19 protein-coding genes are annotated in these 23,936 nt (G+C 59.9%); 15 read left to right on the plus strand and 4 right to left on the minus strand.

What is annotated here, in order from left to right; translation table 11 throughout:
• The first annotated feature begins 6 nt into the window (after positions 1-6).
• The 9 genes from VMY05_06605 (at position 7) to VMY05_06645 (ending at position 9,438) form a co-directional block, all read left to right on the plus strand.
• On the plus strand, positions 7-588 hold the full coding sequence (locus VMY05_06605; protein ID HUV30737.1) for an NADH-quinone oxidoreductase subunit I: 582 nt from the start codon (positions 7-9) through the stop codon (positions 586-588).
• A gap of 3 nt (positions 589-591) precedes the next feature.
• Positions 592-1,101 carry an NADH-quinone oxidoreductase subunit J gene (locus VMY05_06610; protein ID HUV30738.1) on the plus strand — a complete coding sequence of 170 codons (510 nt, stop codon included), beginning with the start codon at positions 592-594 and terminating at the stop codon, positions 1,099-1,101.
• Positions 1,101-1,400, plus strand: a complete 300-nt coding sequence (nuoK, locus tag VMY05_06615; GenBank protein ID HUV30739.1) for an NADH-quinone oxidoreductase subunit NuoK — start codon at positions 1,101-1,103, stop codon at positions 1,398-1,400. Before VMY05_06610 ends, nuoK begins: the two co-directional genes overlap by 1 nt.
• A 10-nt stretch (positions 1,401-1,410) precedes the next feature.
• Positions 1,411-3,522, plus strand: a complete 2,112-nt coding sequence (nuoL, locus tag VMY05_06620) for an NADH-quinone oxidoreductase subunit L (protein HUV30740.1) — start codon at positions 1,411-1,413, stop codon at positions 3,520-3,522.
• A 28-nt stretch (positions 3,523-3,550) separates the two neighbouring features.
• Entirely contained in the window at positions 3,551-5,041 is a 1,491-nt protein-coding gene (locus tag VMY05_06625) for an NADH-quinone oxidoreductase subunit M (GenBank protein HUV30741.1), read from the plus strand.
• Between the two features lie 4 nt (positions 5,042-5,045).
• Positions 5,046-6,557, plus strand: a complete 1,512-nt coding sequence (locus tag VMY05_06630; protein HUV30742.1) for an NADH-quinone oxidoreductase subunit N — start codon at positions 5,046-5,048, stop codon at positions 6,555-6,557.
• Positions 6,558-6,631: 74 nt separating this feature from the next.
• A complete protein-coding gene (locus tag VMY05_06635) occupies positions 6,632-7,261 on the plus strand; it encodes a DUF502 domain-containing protein (protein ID HUV30743.1) in 630 nt (209 codons plus the stop codon).
• 21 nt (positions 7,262-7,282) lie between these two features.
• The gene (locus tag VMY05_06640; protein HUV30744.1) at positions 7,283-8,188 is read left to right on the plus strand and encodes a PTS sugar transporter subunit IIA; all 906 of its coding nucleotides are present in this window, start codon (positions 7,283-7,285) and stop codon (positions 8,186-8,188) included.
• A gap of 38 nt (positions 8,189-8,226) precedes the next feature.
• On the plus strand, positions 8,227-9,438 hold the full coding sequence (locus VMY05_06645) for a sodium:calcium antiporter (GenBank protein HUV30745.1): 1,212 nt from the start codon (positions 8,227-8,229) through the stop codon (positions 9,436-9,438).
• Here the strand turns inward: VMY05_06645 and VMY05_06650 are convergent.
• The 3 genes from VMY05_06650 to VMY05_06660 form a co-directional block, all read right to left on the minus strand.
• Positions 9,435-10,118, minus strand: coding sequence for a PhoU domain-containing protein (locus tag VMY05_06650; protein HUV30746.1), 684 nt, complete (start codon positions 10,116-10,118; stop codon positions 9,435-9,437). The two genes, VMY05_06645 and VMY05_06650, sit on opposite strands and share 4 nt — an antisense overlap.
• A gap of 4 nt (positions 10,119-10,122) precedes the next feature.
• Entirely contained in the window at positions 10,123-11,247 is a 1,125-nt protein-coding gene (locus VMY05_06655; GenBank protein ID HUV30747.1) for a Na/Pi symporter, read from the minus strand.
• Positions 11,248-11,355: 108 nt separating this feature from the next.
• Positions 11,356-14,124, minus strand: coding sequence for a pitrilysin family protein (locus VMY05_06660; protein HUV30748.1), 2,769 nt, complete (start codon positions 14,122-14,124; stop codon positions 11,356-11,358).
• A gap of 159 nt (positions 14,125-14,283) precedes the next feature.
• Here VMY05_06660 and VMY05_06665 point away from each other — a divergent pair, with 159 nt between their 5' ends.
• The 6 genes from VMY05_06665 (at position 14,284) to VMY05_06690 (ending at position 23,681) form a co-directional block, all read left to right on the plus strand.
• Complete coding sequence (locus VMY05_06665) at positions 14,284-14,721, plus strand: hypothetical protein (GenBank protein ID HUV30749.1); 438 nt, start codon at positions 14,284-14,286, stop codon at positions 14,719-14,721.
• A gap of 93 nt (positions 14,722-14,814) precedes the next feature.
• Positions 14,815-16,527 (plus strand): protein translocase subunit SecD, encoded by a 1,713-nt coding sequence (secD, locus tag VMY05_06670; GenBank protein ID HUV30750.1) that lies wholly within the window; start codon positions 14,815-14,817, stop codon positions 16,525-16,527.
• Between the two features lie 14 nt (positions 16,528-16,541).
• Entirely contained in the window at positions 16,542-17,468 is a 927-nt protein-coding gene (gene secF / locus VMY05_06675; GenBank protein ID HUV30751.1) for a protein translocase subunit SecF, read from the plus strand.
• Between the two features lie 123 nt (positions 17,469-17,591).
• A complete protein-coding gene (locus VMY05_06680) occupies positions 17,592-18,329 on the plus strand; it encodes a DUF4159 domain-containing protein (GenBank protein ID HUV30752.1) in 738 nt (245 codons plus the stop codon).
• A gap of 82 nt (positions 18,330-18,411) precedes the next feature.
• The gene (locus VMY05_06685) at positions 18,412-21,840 is read left to right on the plus strand and encodes a DUF4175 family protein (GenBank protein HUV30753.1); all 3,429 of its coding nucleotides are present in this window, start codon (positions 18,412-18,414) and stop codon (positions 21,838-21,840) included.
• Positions 21,837-23,681 carry a tetratricopeptide repeat protein gene (locus VMY05_06690; GenBank protein ID HUV30754.1) on the plus strand — a complete coding sequence of 615 codons (1,845 nt, stop codon included), beginning with the start codon at positions 21,837-21,839 and terminating at the stop codon, positions 23,679-23,681. Before VMY05_06685 ends, VMY05_06690 begins: the two co-directional genes overlap by 4 nt.
• Here the strand turns inward: VMY05_06690 and VMY05_06695 are convergent.
• Positions 23,678-23,926: a hypothetical protein gene (locus VMY05_06695; protein ID HUV30755.1), complete on the minus strand. Its 249-nt coding sequence runs from the start codon at positions 23,924-23,926 to the stop codon at positions 23,678-23,680. The genes VMY05_06690 and VMY05_06695 overlap by 4 nt on opposite strands.
• Positions 23,927-23,936: the final 10 nt, after the last annotated feature.

A 23,936-nucleotide genomic window follows, 5' to 3' on the forward strand; every position in this document is an offset into this window, starting at 1 on the left:
GGACTGATGCCGAAGCTGTTGAAAGACATCAAGAACCTGGTCCGGGGTTTGGGCATCACCGGAAAGCACCTGGGTCGGCACGCCATTACGATCCAGTATCCCGAAGAAAAATGGACCATGCCGGAGCGCTCACGCGGGATCGTGGTGCTGCTCTCCGACAAGGAGACCGGCGAACTGAACTGCACGTCGTGTATGCTGTGCATGCGCGCCTGTCCCACGGGGGCGATACGGATTGACGCTCCCCGCGGCGAAGACAAGAAACGGCGCCTGATATCGTTCGTCGTGGATAACGGCATCTGCTGCTTCTGCGGCCTGTGCGAGGAAGCGTGCAATTTCTGTGCGATCAAAATGGCCACGAAATACGAGTTTTCCACCGTGAACAAGGACGATCTCGTCTGGGATATGCGGAAGTTGCAGGAAATGGGCCGGGACGTTGATTACGTTGACACGCGCAAGAAGAAGCCGGCCCGCGCTGATGTTGCCGGTCCGGCCGGCCCCGCCTCGTCCTCGGAGAAAAAGCCCCCGGCCGACGGACAGCCGGGCCCGGACGGTGCCGGCCAGGACCCGAAGACAGAGGGAGAAGCGTGAGCCATGGCTGAATCATCGGGCGTTTCAGTGGTTTTCTGGATATTGTCCGCCGTCATCCTGGTGTCGGGGTTCCTGGTAGTCAGCCTGCGGAACATTTTCCACTGCGCCATTGCCCTGGTGCTCTGCCTGGCCTCGGTGGCCGGGATATTCATCCTGCTGGGTGCGGAGTTCCTGGCCGCGGCGCAGGTGCTGATTTACGTCGGGGCGGTGGCCGTCCTGATGATCTTCGCGGTCATGCTGACCTCGAATCTGGCCTCGCGCGAGATTGTGCAGACTAACCAGAACGCCCTTGTCGCGTTCTTCGTCTGCCTGACGTTCGCCATGGGCACCATCATCCTGATCGGGGGTACGAAGGTCTGGCAATTCACCAACGAGGCCCTCCCGGCCGAGAACGTGCTGGCCATCGGCAAGCTGCTCATGACCGAGTTCATGCTCCCGTTCGAGGTGGTTTCGGTGCTGCTTCTGGCGGCCATGATCGGCGCCATCGTGCTGGCGAGGGGGGAGAGGTCCTGATGGTCTACTATCTCGCGCTGGCGGCGGTGCTGTTTTCCATCGGCCTGTTCGGTGTCATCACCCGGCGGAACACGATCGGGATTCTCATGTCGCTGGAGTTGATGTTCAACGCCGCCAACATCAACTTTGTCACCTTCAACAAGTACATTATGAGCGACGGCCTGACCGGGCAGATGTTCGCCATCTTCATTGTCGTGGTGGCGGCGGCCGAGGCCACGGTGGGCCTGGCCATCGTTCTGCTTATCTACCGTAACTGGCGCGGTATCGACAGTGAAAACTTCACAATCATGAAATGGTAGCGCGAAACCGATGACCCCGTATGCATACATCATAGCCCTGTTGCCGCTTCTGGGCTTCCTGGTGATTGTCTTTTTCTTCCGCTGGAAGGAAGCGCTGTCGGCGGGGTTCTCGGTGGCCATGATACTGGCCAGCGGGGTGCTGTCGGTCGTTGTCCTGATCGAGACACTGGCCCGCCACGGGGCCGCCTATGAAGCATCCGTGGCGATCACGTCGTTTGCCGCCCTGAATTTCGAGTTCGGCATCCTGATCGACCCGCTCACCGCGATCATGCTTATGGTGGTCACGATCGTCGGCTCGTGCGTGCAAATCTATTCCATCGGGTACATGAAGGGTGACCCGCGATTCAGCCGCTTTTTCGCGTACCTTTCGCTTTTCTGTTTCTCCATGCTCGGCCTGGTCCTGGCCAACAACTTCTTCATGATCTTCATCTTCTGGGAGCTGGTCGGGCTGACGAGTTACCTGCTGATCGGTTTCTGGTTTGAGAAGAAGTCGGCCGCCGACGCCGGCAAGAAGGCGTTTATCACCACCCGCATCGGTGACCTTGGCTTTATCGTGGGGTTGCTGATGATTGCGGTTTACGCGGGCACCTTCAACTACGGCCAGGTTTTTGACAGTGTCGCCGCCGGGGCCATTCCGGCCGGTATCCTGACGGTCATCTGCATCTTCGTGTTCTGCGGCGCCGTCGGCAAATCCGCCCAGTTCCCGTTGCACGTGTGGCTGCCGGATGCCATGGAAGGTCCCACGCCGGTTTCGGCGTTGATTCACGCCGCGACGATGGTGGCGGCCGGTGTATACCTGGTGGCGCGGACGATGTCGCTATTTGTCGGCTCGGCCGAGGCGTCGCTGGTGGTTGCCATAATCGGTATAGTTACGTCGCTCATCGCGGCCTCGATCGGCCTCGTGCAGAACGACATCAAACGGATCCTGGCCTACTCGACCGTTTCGCAGCTCGGGTACATGATTATGGCGCTCGGCCTGTACGGCCACGACACCGCCCTGGGCCAACATTCGCCCGGGTACACGGCCGGAATGCTCCACCTGATGACGCACGCCTTCTTCAAGGGCCTTCTCTTTCTGGGCGCCGGTTCCGTAATACACGCCGTGCACACCAATGACATCCAGGAGATGGGCGGCCTGGCCCCGAAGATGAAGACGACGGCCATCACGTTCATGATCGCCTCGCTGTCGATTGCCGGCATCTTCCCGCTATCGGGATTCTGGTCCAAGGACGAGATCGTCGCCGCCACGCAGCACCACCCGGTCTTTATGTTCTTTACTCTCGCGGTGGCGTTCATGACGGCCTTTTACATGTGGCGGCTGTGTTTTCTGACGTTTTTCGGCAAGCCGCGGGACCAGCACCGCTTTGAGCATGCCCATGAATCGCCGCGGTCGATGACCTGGCCGCTGGTGCTGCTGGCCTTTCTTTCGATCTTCGCGGGCTGGGTGGCGCTTCCCTGGCTCCATCAGGGCTTTTCGTCCTTTATCTATCACGGGGAGGTACACCATGCGGCACCGAACTACCTGCTGATGGTGATCTCAACGGTGGTGGCGGTCAGCGGCATCGGGCTGGCCTATCTGATTTATTACAAGCGGACAATCTCCGCCGAGCGGCTGGCCGAACGGTTCAGGCCGCTGTATACCCTGCTGTACAACAAGTACTATTTCGACGAGCTGTATGATCTCGTCATAATCCGGCCGGCGCTGGCGCTGGCCCGGTTTATCTGGACGTTTGACGACAGGATCGTCGACGGCCTCGTGAACCTGGTCGGGCGGCTGACGATTCTGTGGTCGGATGTCAAGATGTGGTTCGATACGTGGATTGTTGACGGTGCGGTCAACGGCGCGGGCTGGCTCGTTCAGCAGGGGTCGTCGCTGCTGAGGTTCCTTCAGACCGGCGTGGTGCAGTCTTATGCCCTGTTTATCCTGGTGACCGTTCTGATAATCTCGCTGGTCAAGTTCGAGGTTGTCCTGATCGACGTCAGCTGGCCGGTCATGTCCGTGGTATTCATCGCCGGACTCATCGTTCTGGCGATCCTGACCAGGTACGCGGCGGCGAGAGAGAGAAAAGCGCAGGTGACGGCCCGGATGCTCGGCAGCGGAGCCAGCCAGCTGGAAGAATAACGCATGACTGTGGAGGATGGACTATAAGATGCAGTTTCCAATACTGAGCTTGCTGGTATTCATACCCTTGATCGGCATGGTCGCGGTGATGGTCATACCCAGAGAGCGCAAGTGGGCCATCCGGTGGACGGCCACGATCGCATCGTTTATCCCCATGGTGCTGTCATGCTGGCTCGTCTGGGATTACTATTTCCGGTATTCCGGTTCGTCGGCCATGGCCTACGCGGAGGGGCCGTTCAACTGGATCCCGTCGCTGAATATCCAGTACCTCCTCGGCGCGGACGGTATCAGCGTACCGCTGCTGTTCCTGACCGGGTTGCTGTCGACCCTGTCGCTGATCGCCTCCTTTAACATCGAAAACCGGGTCAAGGAGTATTTCGCCTTCTTTCTCCTGCTCGAGACCGGCATGATGGGCGTGTTTGTAGCTCTGGATTTCTTCCTGTTCTATGTCTTCTGGGAAGTGATGCTGGTGCCGATGTATTTCCTCATCGGTGTCTGGGGCGGTCCCCGCAAGGAGTACGCGGCGATCAAGTTCTTCCTGTACACGCTCTTCGGATCGATTTTCATGCTGGTCGCGATCCTGATCCTGTATTTCACCAGCGAGCCGCATACGCTGAACATGCTGACGCTGATTCAGACGGGGCCCGGCCTGGGCCACACCCTGCAGGTGGTCTGCTTTGTGTTCTTCTTCATCGCCTTTGCCATCAAGGTTCCGGTCTGGCCGTTCCATACGTGGTTGCCGGACGCCCACGTGGAGGCGCCGACGGCGGTATCCGTCATCCTGGCCGGCGTCCTGCTGAAGATGGGGACCTACGGGATGCTCCGCGTTTCGTGGCCGATGTTTCCCGAGGCCCTGCGCCAGTTGTCCTTCTGGATTGCCCTGCTCGGGGCTATTTCGATCATCTACGGGGCGCTCGTCTCCATGGCGCAGAAAGACCTGAAAAAGCTGGTGGCGTATTCGTCGGTGTCGCACATGGGGTACTGCATGCTGGCGCTGGGGGCGTTCTCGTCGGTGCAGGCGATTACCGGCTGCATGTTCCAGATGCTTTCGCACGGCCTGATCACGGGCGCGCTGTTCCTCCTGGTGGGCGTTCTGTATGATCGGGCGCACACTCGCGAGATTGCCGCCTTTGGCGGGCTGGGCGTGAAAATACCGGTCTACACCAGTATCATGGTGTTCTTCTCGATGGCTGCCCTGGGGCTGCCCGGGATGTCGGGCTTTGTTTCGGAGTTCATGGTGTTTATCGGGGCCTTCGGCGCCCTTAACAAGGTACTCGTGGGCATTTCGGTTCTTGGTGTCGTGCTCGGCGCGACCTATATGCTCCGCATGGTGCAGCACATGTTTCTCGGCGATTTCGATCTCTCCCGGTGGGGAGGGCTGACGGAGATCAACGTGCGCGAAATCATCACCGTGGCTCCCCTGATGGTGCTGACGCTGGCGATCGGCATCTATCCCAAGCCGCTCAGCGCTCTGATGTCGGCCACGCTGGAAAATCTGATCAACCTGATGGCTCGGTAGTACGATGGACGTGCAGTTGCCGGAATACTCGATTCGGATGATGCTGCCGGAGATCTTCCTGTTCCTCTGGGCGCTGGTGGTGGTCACTTTTGACGTGCTCAGCAAGCGGAAGTCGGGGTCGGCGGTGGGGTATCTGGCCCTGTCGGGGTTGGTCATATGCGGTGTGATTCTCTCCGTCACCGGCTATGGCCGGGGTTTTGGCGTGATGTTCTTCAATGATCCGATGGCCGTCTTTTTCAAGGTGATTTTCCTGGGCGCCGCCTTCATGGCCATCGGCAGTTCCTTCGGCCTGACCCGACAGAAGATCGTCAACCATCGCGGCGAGTTCTTCGGTCTCATTCTGCTTTCGACGGTGGGCATGATGTTCCTGGGGTCGTCACAGGAGTTGCTGTCACTGTACATCGGCCTGGAGCTGACCACGATTCCGCTGTACGTGCTGGCGGCCTTCTTCAAGGACGATCGCAAGTCCGTTGAGGCGGGGATCAAATACCTGATTGTCGGCGCTCTCTCCTCGGCGTTGCTCCTGTACGGGATTTCTTTCCTGTACGGCCTGTCCGGCACGACGGACATCGTCCAGATGAAGATCAACCTGGCGGTCACGCAGTTGGTCCATGAAGGCGACATCGGTGTTATCCTGATCCTGGCGACGGTGGCCATACTGGCCGGGATCGGATTCAAGCTGGCGCTGCCGCCGTTCCACCAGTGGGTGCCCGACGTGTACGAGGGATCGCCGACGCCGGTAGCGGCCTTCCTCTCGGTCGGTTCAAAGGCGGCGGGGCTGGTGGCTTTCGCCAAGATTGTCGTCAACGGGCTGTATGCTTTTTACGATCCGGTAATGAGCCCCAACGACTGGGGGGTGCTTGTCGGCGTGCTTGCCGCGGCGGCCATGATTCTGGGCAACGTCGCGGCCATACGCCAGACGAACATCAAACGGATGCTGGCTTATTCGACCATCGCCCAGGCCGGGTACATCATGATCGGGATGGTGGCGATGAACGAGTTGGGCCTGGCCGCGGTAGGTTTCTACACCTTTGCCTACCTGTTTGCCAACATGGGCGCTTTTGCGGTCGTGGCGCTGGTTGAAGATCAGACCGGGTCGTGCGAGATCGCGACCTACTCGGGCCTTGCCCGCACGTCACCTTTCCTCTCGATCACGCTCTCCGTCTTTCTGCTGTCGCTGGCCGGGATACCGCCCCTGGCCGGTTTCTTCGGCAAGTACTACGTATTTGCCGCCGCCATCAGTCTGGCCGGCAGCGGACAGGGGTACAGCTGGCTGTACTGGCTGGTCGGCATCGGGCTCCTGACGTCGGTGTTTGCCCTGTATTACTACGCCAACGTAATCAAGATGGCCTGGTTCGCCAGGGAAGCCTCGCCGCACAGGATTCGGTATTCGGGTCCGGCCCTGGCCGTTCTCGTGATCGGACTGGTCGGCGTGCTCATCGTCGGGCTCTACCCCGAGCCGGTGGTGCAGTTCGCTTCGAAGATTCCCTTCTCGTTCGGCTTTATCCCCCACTGACGGCGCATTGCTGTTGACATTGCTTTGAGCGGCGGCTATAATCAGTTCGCTTTGAATGGAAGGCAGGCCACCGGATGTCGGCAGTCAGCACTGTCATCGATACAGTCAAGCGGTATTTTATCAGCGGCGTTTTGGTCGTGGTTCCGGTCATTCTGACCTTTATCGTCCTGCGGTTTCTGTTCCAGGCTGTCGACGGTATTCTTGAAACGTACCTTCACGACATCCTTGGCTACTACCGGACCGGGCTGGGTGTTCTGACAATCACGCTGCTGATACTGCTTTTCGGAGTGCTCACGCGCAACTGGATCGGCCGCCGGATCTATCGGGCGGGAGATCGTTTGCTGGTTCGGATGCCCATTATCCGGCCGATCTATTCCGCAGCCAAACAGCTCCTGGAAGCAGTTACTACCACCACCGAGGGCGGATCGTTCAAGGAAATCGGTCTGGTGGAGTATCCGCGCAAGGGTGCCTACCAGATCTGCTTCGTCAGCCGCCGGTTGGAACTGAACGTCGGCGGCGAAAGGCGGCGTTTCATATCGGTATTTGTGCCGTCCACGCCCACACCGGTCTCCGGAATGGTGGTGATCGTGCCGGCCGACGAGGTGGTCCTGCTTGACATGACGGTGGAAGACGGAATCAAATTCCTGGTTTCCGGCGGCGTGGCTTCGCCCGCGCTGCTCAATGAGAAAGTAACTCACGCGTGACCAAATGCTGAGAGGTGTCCTGTGAAACTCGCCAATCTCCTGATGGAGCGCCGCGTCAACATGAATCTCAGGGGACGGACCAAGGATGAGGCGGTGCGGGAACTGCTGACGACTATCTGCGAAGAGGGATTCGAGTGCGACTATGACAAGGTGCTGCTTTCGGTGCGCGAACGGGAGGAGGTCGAAGGCACTTCGTACGGTCACGGTTTTGCCTTCCCGCACGCCCGGACCGACGCGGTAAAGGAACTTTACATCCTGGTCGGCGTTTCGCAAGACGGGCTGGAGGACAAGACACCCGACGGGATTCCCGTGTACGTAGTCTGCCTGCTGCTGACACCGTCGACCATCGCCAAACTGTACCTGCAAACGCTCTCCGGGCTGGCCCGGTTCGCGCGGGCTGAGGGGGTTCTGGAGAAAATCCGGAACATGACCAGCAAGAGCGACCTGATCAAGCTGATCTCCGATTCGAACGTCATGATCGACAAGGAGCTGATGGTCAAAGACGTCATGCGGCACAAGGTAGCCATGGTGACTCCCGACGACACGCTCAAGGAAGTGGCTAACCAGATGTTCTGCAACCGGCTGTCGGCCCTGGCCGTGGTGGACGAGTCAAACCGCCTGGTGGGGGTGATTAACGACCGGGACCTTATCAAGGCGGCGCTGCCGGACTACAAGTCGCTGATCTCGAACCTCAACTACTCGATGGATGTCGAACCGTTCGAGGAATTGCTCAAGAAAGAGGACAAGATCAAGGTGTCGCAGCTCTATCGCGACGACTTTGAGGTTACGACCCCTGATACGAGGATTGTCGAGGTTGCCGCGATGATGATTTTCAAGGATATCAGCCGGGTCTTCGTTATCTCGGGCGATCAGCTTGTTGGCGTTCTGCTCCGGAAGGACATTGTCAACATGATCATTCGCGGTTGAGGCAGCCGCGGCCGCAGGGCTTACCTCTTGGCTGACCTATGACGGGTTCCCAGAACAAACACGAGGTGCAAGCCTCTTTGTACGTTTTCCTTTGCCTGGCTATCCTCGGGTCGCTGCCGGGGCTGTACCTGGGCACGGTCTCGGTGCATGTCGGTCCGGTGGTCGGGGCGCTGCTGTTCGGGACGGCCATATTCGCTGCGGCCTTCCTGCTTTCGTGGGCGGCCGAGGCGGCGCAGATCGACATCTCCCAATCGCTGGCTATAGCCATTCTGGCTTTGATCGCGGTGCTGCCGGAATACGCCGTCGATTTCGTATTTACCTGGAAAGCGGCCCATGATCCTCAACAGGCCCACTACGCGATTGCCAACATGACCGGCGCCAACCGCCTTCTGGTCGGGCTGGGCTGGCCGCTCGTGCTGCTGCTTTTCGTCCTGGCCAAGAAACGACGGGCCATCGTCCTGGAGAAATCGCACCGGGTAGAAATCTTCTACCTGGCCATGGCAACCATCTATTCGTTCACCATTCCCCTCAAGGGAAGTCTGAATCTGGTTGATACCGCGATTCTGGTTACCCTGTTTGTCCTTTACACGCGCCGTGCGGCCAGGATGGAACACGTAGAGCCGGAGATAGTCGGTCCGGTCAAGATTCTGGCGAACATGTCACGCGGGTACCGCCGGGCGGCAACGATTGTTTCGTTCCTGTATTCCGGGCTGGTGATCTTTTTCGTCGCCGAGCCGTTCGCGGAGTCGCTGGTTGCCTCGGGAAGGACCCTGGGGTTAAACGAGTTCCTTGTCGTGCAATGGCTGGCGCCGATAGCGTCGGAGGCCCCGGAGTTCATTATCGCCGCAACCTGGGCGCTGCGCGGGGCCGCCGGTGCAGCTCTTCATGCCCTGATATCTTCGAAGGTCAATCAGTGGACGCTGCTGGTCGGGACCATCCCGCTGGTGTACGCGATTTCAGGCTCGGCGGTGCGGCCGTTTGTGCTCGACAGCCTGCAGGATCACGAACTGATCCTGACCTCGGCGCAGTCGCTGTTCGCGGTGGCTGTTCTGGTGAATCTCCGGCTGACCCGCCTGGAGGGCGTGCTGCTGGCAGGGCTCTTTCTGCTGCAACTGTTCATCGCGGACATCCGCCTCGAGGTCACGGCGGTTTACATCGTGCTCGCCCTGTTTTTTCTCGTGCTGCATCGCGGCTGCCTGGTGCCTGCCACCAGGATGGGGCTGGGGCTCAGAGAGAAGTCAGACGTCTAGGCCTTGCCGCTCTTTTCCTTCTCACGGAATCCGATTCTCGGGAACGGATTCACAATCGAACTGGCGATATTGGTCAGGTGAGCGTTGACGCGCTTGAGATACCGCGCGTACATGGCCAGGGTCACGGCGTCGCGCCGTGAGAGCCCCTGATCCTCTTCGCCGATCATGTCGTTGACGATCTGGTCGCTGGTTCTGCTTATCGTCTGCTCGATCTGCATCACTTCCCGGGCCCGCTGTTTGTCCTGGCTCTTGAGCAGCTCGATGAGTTTGGGGAAATTCTGCTCGATAGCCTGCTCGATCGACACGAGGGCGCTCTCGTGGTCGCCAGCCTTGAGCTTATCCTTGTGCCGCGCGGCCAGGCTGGCAATGTTCTTGGTGTAGTCTCCAATACGCTCGACGTCGATTACGATCGACACCAGCACCAGCCCCGGGACCAGGTTCTGTGTCCCGGCCACCGTCAGGTGCGTCAGCACGTTGCGGCGGACCTCGCGCTCGTACTTGTTGATCTTCCGGTCGGTCTTCTTTATGTCGAATGGAAGTTCGTCGGTGTCCGAATCGCGGAGGACCTTGCGCGACGCTTCGTACATATCGTAGTCGAACTCGAGCATTTTGAGAGTCGTGCGGTAGGCGGCCTCAAGCAGATTCTCGGAACTGAACAGCTCTTTGAATTTCTCGAACATATTGTTACCTCGTCAGCAGGATTATCACGCCTGGTATAAGAAAGAACACGATTAGAATATATACAATGGGTATCATCTTCGATCGAGCGGCGGCCGCCCCCAGTTTGGAGGCCAGGAAGAGCGGGACCACCTTCAACGGCCAGAATATGGCCATGCCGAACAGGTTGAATATCAGGTGGGCGAAGGCCACGGCTACCGCCTCGGGCGACCCGGTCACGAAAGAGGCCAGGAAGGCGGTGACGGTGGTGCCGATGTTGGCCCCCAGCAGGTACGGGTAGATCTGCTGGACGCTGATGACGCCGGCGGCGACAAGGGGGATGATTATCGACGTGGTTATCGAAGAGGACTGGATTATCGACGTCAGCACAATGCCCAGCAGAAGACTGAGCGCCGCCGTGCGGAATATGTAGCGCTGGAAGAACCGCTCCACCCGGGCCAGCACCATCGACTTGAGTACCACTACGATGTAGCGGAGGGCTATAAAGAGCAGGAGAAACGCGATCGCCACGCACAGCCAGCCGGTATCACCGGTGAGGTGCATTATTCCGCCGGCCACCGGTTTCGTGATGACGGCCAGCGGTGAAGCGAACGTCATCCCGCCGAACTGTTCAAAGAACTGCTCCGCCCATCTGGCCACCGCCCCGATGATATTGAACCATAGCTGTAGCGGCAGCAACACGATTACCGCACAGATATTGAAGAAGTCGTGCACCGTCGAAGCGGTATAAGCTCGCTGGAATTCCTCTTTTCGAGAGATGCTGGCGAGCGAGACGATCGTGTTGGTGATAGTGGTGCCGATATTGGCCCCCATGACCATCGGAATCGCGTTCTCGAACGACAGCACTCCCGAGGCGACCAGACCCACGATCAGGGAGGTGGTGGTTGACGACGACTGGATGATTGCCGTCACGACAACGCCGATGACCAGGCCGACTATCGGATGGGAGGTGGTTCTGAAAATGGCCTGGGCGAACCCCCCGCCCAGAAGCTTAAACGACCCCCCCAGCAGCGTGATCGACAGAATGAAAAGGTACACCAGCGCGAACAGGACAAGGATCTTAAGCGGTACCGCGTCACGGATGGCATAGCGGGGGCTGGTGGCGGCCGATTGCCCGGGATCTGGTGTCATCAGTGGGTCTTTTTCAGATATCTCTTTCGGTTCGGGCGGCAATATAACCGGTGGCCGACGCCGGTCAAGTGAAAAACCGGCGTTCGGGCGGCTGTCCCGGCTGGCCGCTTACGGCCGTCGCCCGGCGGTGGCCAGGACATAGGTGTCCGTGCGGAAATACCGTGAAGCCGCGCGGCGGACGGATTCGATGTCGACCTGTTCCAGCTGTCGGACAAAGACCGAGTCGTGACCGACGTCCCGGCCGAGGTAACCGTCGACCCCGAGGTAGAAAGCCTGATTCACCCGGGACAGGCGGGAGCTCAGCATGCGCCCCCACGTCTTGTTTCTGGCCCGCATGACTTCACGCTCGGTAGGGCCGTCGAGCTTGAGCTTGTCTATTTGCAGCAGCAGCCCGTCCAGGGCGGTCCGGTAGTTGTTCGAGGCCGTACCGATCGTACAGTAGTACCAGCCGAAATCGCGGTCGAAATGCGCGCTGGCTCCGGTCGAGTAGGCCAGCCCCTGTTTCTCGCGCAGGTTGAGAAACAGGCGCTCGGAGAGGATTGACGTCGCTACCGCCAGCGCCACGGCATCGGCACTACCGGCCCCGGGCAACGCCGATCCGAGGTAGATGCTGACCTGTTCCTTGGCCAGATCGACGTGCCTCTCCTTGACGGTTGCAAGCGGATCGGCCTTTTCCGCCGTTCGGGAAACGAATTCGACGGGCGTGACTCGTCCCAGTGTCGCCCGGACCCACCCGCGGACCTCCTCGACGCTCAGGTTTGTGACGATGGAGAGAATCACGTTTTCAGGAGAATACACGTTGGCGTGATGTCGGCGGAGGTCCTCTCTCGTGATACCGGCTATCGAGCGGGCGCTGCCCATGATCGGCTGGGCGTAGGGCTTGTTCTCGAACAGCGCCTGGTAGTACGACTCGCGGGCCACGTTGGTCGGCGAGGTGGCGTCGCGGCCGATTGTGCCGAGCATCCGGGCGCGCACTTTCTCCACTTCCGCAGAGTCGAACGCCGGGTACAGAAGCATGTCCACGAGAAGGCCGAATCCCCGCCCGGCGTATTCGTCGATGGTCTCGAACTTGATGAATGAATAGCCGCGGGTAGTGTACCGGTCGTCAAACGGTATCCACGGGTTGTCGTACAGCGTCAGGTTGGCGCCGATCCGGGCCAGGTCCCGGCTGAATTCCGACGCTGACCGCGTAAGCGTCCCTTTTTCAAGGCATCGATTCACAAAGTCCGTTATTCCGGCCTTTCCTTCCGGCTCGTTGACCGTCCGGCCCTTTCCCAGGACGGTCATTCCGAACACGCGGCTGTCCGGCCCGGACTTGATTATGAGAGTCAGGCCGTTTTCCAGGACCTCGCTGACGTAGCTTGCCCGGTCGTCCAGCTCGAATTTCACCGAGTCCGTCGCCGGGAAGCTCAGCGCCGGTAAGGCAGTCAGGTCATACTGTGGCAGCGTAACGGTATCGAAGTACCCGGTCACTTCTTCGGCCATAATCTCGTCCGGCACGTACGGAGGCTGGCCGGATTCCCCCACCGGCCTGACGGTGGTGGCCACGAAGTCCGGCTGATCGAGCCACTTATGCGCCGCCTGCTGACACTGCGCCCAGGTGACCCGGCTCAGCAGGTCCGGGTATTGCTCGATGAAATCCCAGCCGGCGGTCATGATCATCGGGGCGATTATGAAACCGTAATAGTGCAGCTTCTCGGTGTTATAGATATTGCTGCACTTGACCGAGGTTTTTATTCCCTCAAGGGCCTCCGGATCGGCGGCGCGTGAACCAAGCCCGGACAGTTCTCCAACCACCGTTTCCACAACGCGGTCGGCACGGTCCGTGTCTTGCAGTATCACCGACACCTCAAGCCGGGAGAACTCGCTTCTTGTCACCAGTGACACCGACACCTCCGTCGCCAGAGGGTCGGCACCTGCGGTCAGGGCCCGCTTGAGTGGCGAGATTTCGTCCAGAGCGAGGTATTCCGTCAGCAGGTTGAACGGCACGTAGTCCTGATCCTGGTAATGCGGCGCGGCAAACGAAAAATCGACGTATGTCGACGTCACGTTGGCCACGGTGTCGTATACGTTCCGGCCGCTGAGACCGGCGCCGAGAATTACCTGCGGACCTGACCGGCTTTCGGCGCCCGGCAAAGCCGCCGGAGAATCTGCAGCAGCCATTCCCGAAAAAGCGCCGAAAAGGCCCGTCACGGTCTCTTTCATCTGCCCGCTATCGAAATCGCCGATCACGAGCATAATCATGTTGTCCGGCGTGTAGGCCTGTTTCCAGTAAGCGATGATGGCTTCCCTGGGGATGTTTTCGATGAACGGCTTGAAACCGAGAACCGGCCGGCTGTACGGTGTCCCGGCATACGCCTTTTCGGTAAAAAAGGCCTGGGCGGCCGATCCGGGATAATCGGCGGAACGGTTTATCTCCTCCATGACGACCTTACGTTCTTTGGGCAACTCTTCCTCCGGGAGGGTGGAGCAAAAGAGCATGTCGGCCTGAACCGCCAGGCCGTATTCAATGAACTGTTTCGGCAGCAGAACGAGGTAGCCGGTCATGTCCTTGGCCGTAAACGCGTTTATATAGCCGCCCAGGTCGCTGATGGAGGCGTCCAGTTCCTCCCGCGACTGGTTGACCGTACCGTCGAACAGCAGGTGTTCAAGGAAGTGCGTGATGCCGTTTTCAAAGTTGGACTCGTACTTGCTGCCGGATTTGACGAATACGACGCTGGCCACCATGGGCGAACTGTGGTTCTCTTTAAGGATTACCTCCATGCCGTTTTCGAGGCGGAAGGTTTCGGTGTTCGCCGTGACCCGTACCGTCAAGGCTGTCACGACGAGGACTGCGACCAGGACGGTGATAGACACGGTTCGTGCGGCGGCTGACATGGCAGCACCTCCTGCTACTTGGTGGCTGGGTCGGCCAACCAATAGTATCTGTAACGAGTTCAATGGGTTAACCTACGGTCTGCGGGCGGTGCTGTCAAGCTGCGCGTCGATAAAAGCATTGACTGAGCTATCGAAACGACTATATTGGTCCGACTCTTTATGGAGATGAAACTCTTCAACCGTTGGCTGGCGCTCGTTGCGCTTACGGCTGCTATGGTCATGCTGGCCGGGGGGACAGTTACGGCTTCGCCGGCCACCGTGCGGACCTTCGCTGATCCCGCCATGACGGACCCCGGCGGTGATTTCCCGTCCGAACAGGTGAGTGCCTGTACCGATTCGGGTAGTGCCCGTGGGGAGATGGCGAGCACCGGCGGACCGGTCGGAGGGGCCTCGGGCTCGCTTCTGAGGGTCTGCTGGCTTCAGAGTCAAAGCCCCGAATCGCGCTCGGGCGGCAGGCCGGGAGTTACTGTCGAGGCGGGCCTTTCGCGGACTTCGTTCAGGCCCGCGTGCCTGCCCCGCAGTTCGGTGTGCCTGATATCGACGATGCTCGGTCGTCGATTGACGCTGGTCGGAGCCAAACCTTCCGGCACCGGCTGAGTACGCACTCACCAACGCCCGTCCGCAGCGGCGGGAGAATCGATATTCACACAGAAGATAAGATGGAACATTAGAGTATAGAAAGGACCGTTTATGCGTGGTCAAAGATGGCGTATCGGCATCACCCTTCTGATCATCGTCCTTGCCTGCCTGGCGTACTGGGACACGTTCAGGCTCTGGACGATGAGTGACGAGGAACAGCAGGCGATGCAGGACAGAGACCCCGGTGAGCTTCTCGAGTTGCAGCAGAAAGCGATCAGGCTGGGGCTTGATCTGCAGGGCGGCATACACGTGGTCCTGCGGGTCAAGACCGAGGAGATTGACCTGGGTGCGCGTGACGGTGCGGTCGAGCGGGCCATCCAGATTATCCGGAATCGTATCGACGGTCTGGGCGTCGCCGAGCCGGTCATTCAGAAGCAGGGCCAGGACAGAATCATTGTGGACCTTCCCGGGTACACCGACGAGGAGCGTGCCGAGCAGTTGATCGGGCAGACGGCTCAGTTGGAGTTCAAGCTGCTCGAGAACTTCGAGAACTCATCGCTGCTTGTCACCAAGATCGATTCGGCCGTGTACGCCTACGAACTTGGCCGGGCCGGCATCAGCCCTGACAGCCTGGCCAGCCTGCAGGCCGATTCGTCCTCCGCCGACAGTGTCGAAGAGCGGGATATCATGGCCGAACTCATGGGTGATTCGGCAGTGGACACACTGGATTTCGCTTTTGACGAAGAACTCGGCCCGGAACAGGACACGCGTCCGCTGTCGACTCGTCTGGAACTCGCCCTGTACAATCGCCGGACGGCCACCAACTGGCCTGGTTTCGCCGTCGAGAAGAGGGACCGGCCGAAGATCCAACGGTGGCTGGAGCTTCCCGAGGTGAAACGCCTGATCCCGGTCGACGTTGAGTGGTCCTGGTCGACCCGCTCCGAGGTCCGGAACCAGCGCGAAGTGTACTATCTGTACCTGCTCAAGCGGAAAGTGGTCTTTCTGGGCAAGTTCCTCAAGAACATCACCCTGAGTCGGGACCAGTTCGGCGGGTACACGGTCCCCTTCCGAGTGGTCGGTGACGGCGCCGGCAGGTTTGCACAACTGACCGGAGCCAACCTTCAGAAACCGCTGGCGGCCGTGATCGACAACAAGGTGGAGTCGGCCGCGTTCATCAATTCCAAGATTCGGGACAACGGGCAGATTGACATGGGTTCGTCGGCTTCCATCAATGAGGCCCGAAACCTTGAGATCGTGCTCAAGGCCGGTGCGCTGCCGGCGCCGGTTGAGATCATAGCCAAGAACGTGGTTGGTGCTACGCTGGGGATCGATTCCATCAAGAAGGGGTTTTTCTCCGCCATGGTGGGCCTTCTGCTGGTGCTCCTGTACGTTGCCGTGTACTATCGTCTCTCCGGCGTGATTGCCGATATCGGGCTGATCTTCAATATCTTTTTCCTCCTGGCGATCATGGCCGGGCTGGGGGCTACCTTGACCATGCCGGGTATCGCCGGGATCATCCTGACCATTGGTATCTCGGTGGATTCCAACATCCTGATATTCGAGCGAATCCGTGAGGAACTCCGGACCGGCAAGACGATCCGGGCGTCCATCGACGCCGGCTACAGCCGGGCGTTCGTGGCTATCTTCGACTCGCACGTGACTACCCTGATAACGGCCGGGGCGCTGTTCCTGTTCGGTTCCGGTCCCATTCGGGGGTTTGCCGTGACCCTGTTCTGGGGCGTTTTGATTTCATTATACACCGCGTACGTTATAACCAAGGCGATCTTCGATATCCGTAAGGGATACCGGACGCTGAGCATATAGGCAGGAGAGACACGATGTTCAGAATAATCGGAGAGACAAACATAGACTTCATCGGCAAGCGCCGGTTCGCGTTTGTCCTATCGCTGGCTCTGGTCGCCCTTGGTCTGTTCGCGTTCATAATGATCGTTGCGGGCAAAGCCAACATGGGGATCGACTTCGCCGGCGGGGTGATGATCCAGGGCCACTTCCAGGAATCGGTGGCCATCGATGAACTCAGGAGCGCTCTGACCACACCGTATCCCGACATTCAGGTCACCGCGCTGTCCAAGTTCGAGAAACCCAACGCGTATATCATCAAGACCAAGAATCCCGAGACCGAGGCCGCCGGCGAAGAGCGCCGTGAGGGGATCATGCAGACCCTGACCGAGGCTTTTCCCGGCAACGCCTTCGAGAGGGATTATACCGAAGTAATCGGCCCGGCCGTCGGCGAGACGCTCAGGGACAAGGCTCGCTGGGCGATCCTCATTTCCCTTATCGGCATTCTGATTTATATCGGGTTCCGGTTCGATTTCCGTTCCGGGGTTGCCGCGACGATAGCCACGTTCCACGACGTCCTTGCCGTGACCGGAGTCTTCTACCTGCTGAACGTGGAGTTTGACCTTCTCATCATCACCGCGCTGCTCACCCTGGCCGGGTACTCGCTGACTGACACGGTGGTGGTCTATGACCGCATCCGTGAGAACCTGCGAAAGTTCCGCAGCAAAGGTGAGTTTGTCGGCACGGTGAACCGGTCGATCAACGAGGTGCTTTCGCGTACCTTCAACACCTCGATCACCGTGCTTTTTGTTGTCGTGACGTTGTTCTTTTTCGGGGGAGAAGTGCTTGCGGACTTCTCGCTGGCCCTTATCCTTGGCGTCATCATCGGGACCTACAGTTCCGTTTTCGTGGCCAGCCCGATCGTCGTCGAATGGGAGGCCCGCCGGCCCAGGCGATTCAAGTAGCGATACCAACTGACCTGATGACAAGGCCGCCAGCCGGGATGGTTGGCGGCCTTTTGTCCTGGTCGGTGGCGTATATTCGACATTTTTTCATCGCAGCCTGTCGGCCGGACGTATATTAAGTACATGAGTAAGGGCAAGCCTAAACTCCTGCCGGCGGCGCTACTGGTCGCCGCGCTTCTGACGGTGAGCGCCCGGGCGCAGCCCGGTGTCCGCGGGTCTGGTCCGAGCCTTCAGCCGTACCTGTCCGAGCAGTTCCACCCCGACCCGTCGGCGATCAAAGTGGCTCGCCTGCACTATTCCGGGGGGGGAGACTGGTACTGGGGAAGTTCGGCGGTGCCGAATTTCCTGAAGTTCGTCCGGGACAACACGCTGTTTCCGGTGGATACGCTCCCGCGAGAGGTGGCAATCATGGACGCCGACCTGTTTCAGTACCCGTTCCTGTTTGCCACCGGTCACGGCGTGATCTCGTTTTCGGCGGAGGAAAAGGAACGGCTTCGAACCTACCTGGCCGGGGGCGGGTTCCTGTTCGTCAACGACTCGTACGGCATGGCGGGGAGTTTTCTCAAGGAGATGCAGTCGTTGTTTCCTGAGCGGGAGGTGGTGGAACTGCCCTTCGATCACCCCATTTACCACTGTTTTTACGATTTTCCCGGCGGGCCTCCGAAGGTACACGAGCACGACGGCAAGCCGCCGCGCGGGCACGCCGTGATTCTGAACGGGCGGGTAGTGCTGTATTTCCTCGTGGAGTCCGATATTGGTGATGGGTGGGAGGATCCGCAGGTACACAACGACCCGCCTGAGAAGCGGACCGAGGCGCTGAAGATGGGACTAAACGTTCTTACATACGCTCTGTTATATTAGTACCGACGCATGTGTTCCTGCCATGGCCGGTGAGCAATAGCACGGGTTTGCAAAGCTGAAGTTTTCTCATGAGGTGAGCGACATGGCTCAAGTCAGATCAACCGCCGAACTGGTCGACCGGCTCCGGTCGATCCTGCGCCGACAGCGGCTCGTCTTTTTTGGTGCCGGTCTGCTGGCCACGATCGCGGCCGGGCTGGCTGCGGGGATAATCCTGTCCCTGCTGGCCAATCTGATGGTGCTCCCGGTCTGGCTCAAGATATCTCTGGTTGTGCTGGCGGCTCTGACGGCGCTGTACGTCTTTGCGCGTTTCGCGCTGGCGCTGCTGTTCCGGGGCGACATAGAACGCGTCGCCGTCCGGCTGGAGGAACGTCACCCGGAATTTAAAGGTCGTCTGATAGCCGCCGTGCAGTTTGCGCGCGCTCGACCATATCGGGCCTACTCGAGTCAACTGGTGGCCCTGACCGAGCAGCAGGCGCTTGAGCGCGCGGCCGCCATAGACTTCGGTGAGGTCGTCTCATTTCACGCCGTGCTGCGCGCCGGGCGCGTCTTTTTCGGATCCGTTCTTGTCGCCGTTGCCCTGCTGGTGCTGTTCCCCGGGCTGTTCACGTACTCGTACGAAGTGTACTCCAACGTGACGACCGAAGTGGCCCCGCCTCTGGCGTACGAGGTGGTGCCGATTCCCGGCTCCACGGAATGGGTGAAGTATCGGGATATCAACATTGGAGCCGCGGTTGTTGGCCGGCGCCTGCCCGAACGCGCCTACATCTACCACCGCCTGGCCGGCGGCAACTGGCAGAAGACACGGGTTGACCTGGGAGCCATTCCGCCGCTGGCGACCGAGCGCGGCGATTCGGTTCAGTTCGGTATCCTGCTGCGGCAGATCAGCAGGTCGTTCGACTACTACGTCGAAGCCGGTCGATTGAGGACCGAGGTGCAATCGGTGGACGTGGTCGACCGCCCCCGCGTCACCGGAATCACGCTGACCATCTTCTACCCGGATTACACGGGCTTGGCGCCGCTGACTATCGACGAGAACAACGGTTCGTTTTCGGCGGTCGTGGGAAGCCGTGTCACCATGAAGTTGACCACGAACCTTTCCGTTGAAACGGCAGCCCTGGTCTTTGAGGATTCCAGCCGGACACCGCTTGCGCTCGACGGCAAGACGGGGACGGTTGCGCTGCAGGTGGACAGGTCGCGCTCGTACTCGGTCGAGCTTGTCGACCGTCTCGGCGAGTACAACCCGGATCCGATTGAGTATTACGTGACGGCGGTGCCCGATGAATTCCCGACGGTCGACGTTGTCCGCCCCGGTTTCGACGCCAATCTCAGCGAGGAGATGATCCTGCCGTTCAAGGTGAGGATTTTCGATGACTACGGTTTTTCGTCGCTGGTGCTGAAGTACACGGTTGTCACGCGGGGCAGGTCGTCGGAAGAGCACGTCGCCGTCATTCACTTCCCGGACTGGATCAAGACCGAGGGAGAGATCGAGTTCAACTGGGACATGGAACCGCTCAACCTGTTTCCGGGTGACTGGGCGGAGTACTACTTCGAAGTCGCCGACAACGACAGGATTTCCGGCCCGAAAATCTCCCGATCCCGCCGGTATATCGCCCGCCTGCCGTCTCTCGATGAGTTGATCGCGCAGACCGAGGCCGAGAGCGAGGGGCGAATCGTCGACACGGAAGAGCTGATCAAGTCCGGCAGGGAAGCGATTCAGCGGCTGCGAAACGTCGCCCGCAAGCTCGACGCTGAGCGCGAAACAAGCCGGCAGGCCGACTGGCAGGAGAAAAAGGAGTTGCAGTCTATCGCCGAGAAGAACGCCGAGATGACTGACCGGATCGAGGAGGTTGCCGAGCAGATGCAGAGCTCTCTGGAGCAGATGCAGAACAGTTCACTGCTGAGCCGACAGATTTTAGAGAGGCTGGCGGAGATACAGAAGCTCTTCGAGGAGGTGGCCACGGAGGAAATGCGGGAAGCCCGCCAGAAGCTCATGGAGGCCCTGCAAAAGATGGATCGCCAGCAGATTCAGGACGCCTTGAAGGATTTTGAGCTTTCTCAGGAGGAACTGCTTCAGCGTCTCGAGAGGACCCTGGCGCTGCTCAAGCGGCTCCAGTTGGAGCAGAAGATGGAGGCCATGATTCGGCAGACGGAGCAGCTTGTCGAACAGCAGAAGAATCTCAACGACGACGCGGCGGCGGCTGAAGAGAAGGCCCTGCCGGGCATGAGTGAAAGCGAGGACGAGATCCGGCAAGGCCTGGACGAGCTGAAAAAGGACGCCGGAGAATTCCGGCAGTGGATGGCCGAGGCGGGCATGGCCGAATCCCCGGAAGCACAGAAGTTCGCCCAGGCCGTTGAGACTACCGATGCCGACCAGAACATGGACAGGATGTCGCAGTCATTAAGGGAGCAACAACGGGCGGAGGCTGTCGAGCAGGGGAAGGAAGCGCACGGCAAGCTGACGGAGATGCTCGGCCAGATGCAGCAGCAGCAACTGGCCATGCAGGGCGGCAGCGCCGAGGAAATTCAGAAAGCCATGCGCAAAGCCATTGACGACGCCAACTACCTGTCACAGCGGCAGGAGGAGCTTATTCGCGAGGCGGCGGCGCTTGACCAGCGTTCTCTGCGCCTGCAGGAGATGGCCAGAGCCCAGCAGGATCTGTCGGCCGCGTGCAACGGACTGAAAAACACGATCGCCGACCTCGGTAAAGAGACGCCCTTCATTGCCGCAGAGCTGCAGAGCCTGGTCAACAATGCCGTCCAGAGCATGGACCTGGCCACCCAGCAGTGTGAGAACCGTGACGGTCCGGCGGCCTGGAATAGTCAGCGAGACGCCATGGTCAACCTGAACCGCGCCGCTATCCGCCTGATGGAATCTCTCGACCAGCAGAGTCAATGCAACAGTGGCAAGGGCTGCAACAACCAGGGGATCGCGAAGCTGGAGTCCCTGTGCAACAAGCAGAACCAACTGAACCAGCAGACGCAAAACCAGTGCAACAACCCTACGCCGGGATCAGGCCGGGAGGCACAGGAGCAACGGGCGGCTCTTCAGCGGCTCGCGGCGGAGCAGGGCTCGATTCGCAAGTCTCTCGAGCAACTGGCCACGGAGTTCGGCGATTCCCGTCAGGTTCTCGGTCGCCTGAGCGATATCGCGCGCGAAATGTCTGACGTGGAGGAAGGGTTGGTGTCAGGAGAGGTCGGTGACCAGGTGACGCAGCGTCAACTCAAGGTACTGTCGCGGATGCTCGAGGCGAGCCGGTCGCTTCAGCGGCGGGACTTCTCCGAACAGCGCAAGGCAACCACCGCCGGCGAGCAGCCGGTCTACCTTCCGCCGGCACTGTCGACCGACCTCCTTAACGACAGAGTTCAACTTGAGGACCGTCTGCGGCAGTTCCTCGGCAGCGGCTATCCTCCGCAGTACGAGGAGCAGATCAAGGCGTATTTTCGGGCCCTTCTGAAGGCGCAGACACAGCTGAACGCGCAGCCGCAATCCGGTGAGGCCCGGCAGCGATGAACAGCCGTGTTGTCCTTGCCCTGCTTGTTCTCCTGGTGAGCGCCGGACCTGCGGTCGGCCAGGACGGTGGCCCGGCCCGGCCGAGCGGCGTGCTCAGGCCGGCTGACCGAGGCTCCCAGGAGACGGAGGTCAAGTTGACGGTGGCGCGACAGCTTCTCCGAGCAAAGAACTACGCGGGGGCATCGGCGATCCTGGAAGGGCTGTACGAATCCGACCCGGCGGACGAAATGGTCCAAAACCTGCTGCTGAACTGCTACCTGCAGATGCAGCTTTACACCAAGGCGGAAACGCTCACGCGGCGGCGGGTTGAGCAGCGGCCCAACAGTTTGGCGCATCGGCTTACCCTGGCCGAAGTGGTGGCCAGGCTGGGCAGGATGCAGGAGGCTTTGGCCGCCTACGACACGGCCATGACGCTGGTTCAGCCGGGCGACACGGGCCGGCATCTGCTCCTGATACGCAGTCTTATCTCCCACAGCTTCGAGAACAGGGCCCTGGAGTTGATCGATTCGGTTCGGGCATGGGCTTTGGATTCGATGGTTTTCGCCCTTGAGCGCGGTTCGATTCTTGAGAGTCAGAAGGAATACGCCCGGGCTGCCGCCGAGTACGTGCCGTTGCTGGCCGCAGATACGGCCGCCGCCGCGCGCGCGGCGGAACGGCGGCTGCTGGCGCTTTTGTCCTTCGCCGAATCATCCCCCGCCGTCGAGCAGGTTCTCCTGGTTGAAGCAGGCAGAACCGATAACGTCCGCACCTTGAGGTTGCTGTCCCTGCACTACCTGAACGGCGGCCGTTTCGAGGATGCGTTCGGGACGGCGCTGCGGCTGGATTCGATGGAGAACCGTGACGGCCTGGCTCTGGTTCAGTACCTGCGGCAGTGCCGGGAGCACAAATCCTGGTCGCAGGTTGTGATGATGGGCGAGTATATAGGGCAGCGATATCCCGAGAGCCCCTTTGTTTCGGAGGTACTTTTCCAGTATGCTGACGGGCTGACCCGCACCGGAAACGTCCGGCAGGCGATTGCGACGTACCGGCGGATCATCGGGTCCTACCCGGATACCGAAAGGGTGACCCAGGCCCTTTACGCCATCGGTGCCATCTACTTCGACTATCTCAACGAATGCGATACGGCGCTGGACTATTTCGACTCAATCGTGGCCGGGCCGGTCCGCGATATCAGCTTCCTGAAGGCGCTGCAGGCAATGCCCCGTTGCCATGTAAGGCTCGGCCGGCTCGACCGGGCAAAGGAGGGATTCGAAGAACTGCTGCGGCTCAACGTCAACGACGACATTTCCGAGGAGGCCGACTACCACCTGGCCCTGATCGGGTTCTACGAGAAGCAATATGATTCGGCCGAGGTGGCCCTTCGCAGGCTGATGGTCGACTACCCGAGGGGTTTCTTCGTGAACGACGCCCTGCACCTGCTGCTGGTGCTGGATGCGGCAGAGGGGTCGGAGGACGTCCTGTACGACTACTCGAACGCGCTGTACTTCGAGGAACGGCTGATGAACGATTCGGCGCGCGTGCGCCTGGAGAGGCTCTCGGGTATGGAAGGCGGGGTCCTGGCGGACCTTGCCCTGTTCCGGCTGGCAGAACTGGACCTCGCCCGGAGCGACACGGCGGTCGCAGTTCAGAACATCGACCTGCTGGCCGAGCGGTTTCCCGACTCGTACTACCTGCCGTACGGGATGAAGATCAAGGCTGACATACTGGCGTTGGATCCTGAAACGCTGGATGAGGCCAGGGCGCTGTACGCGCTCCTGCTGGAAAATTACCCCGACTGTCCGTTCGTGTCCGACGTCCGTCGCCGCCTGCGGGAACTGGACGTCGATCGGAAGATCGGCTAATACTCCGCCAGTTTTTTCTGTCCCTGCTTCAGGGTATTGACTTCCTGCTCCAGGGAGAATATGCGTTTTTCGTAGTTCTCGAACTTCTGTTGCTTCATCTTGGTAGTCGTCCTGATCAGCAAGCCGAGCGAAATCAACATGAACACGACCGAGTTCACCTTGCGGAAGATTTCACCCATGCTGACAAGGGAGTCCACGAAGGCCAGTATTCCCAGGGCCAGCAATACTGCGCACCAGATAAGCATAGGTAGCGCC

It is taken from the genome of Acidobacteriota bacterium, assembly GCA_035529075.1.
Lineage (GTDB): Bacteria > Zixibacteria > MSB-5A5 > GN15 > FEB-12 > DATKXK01.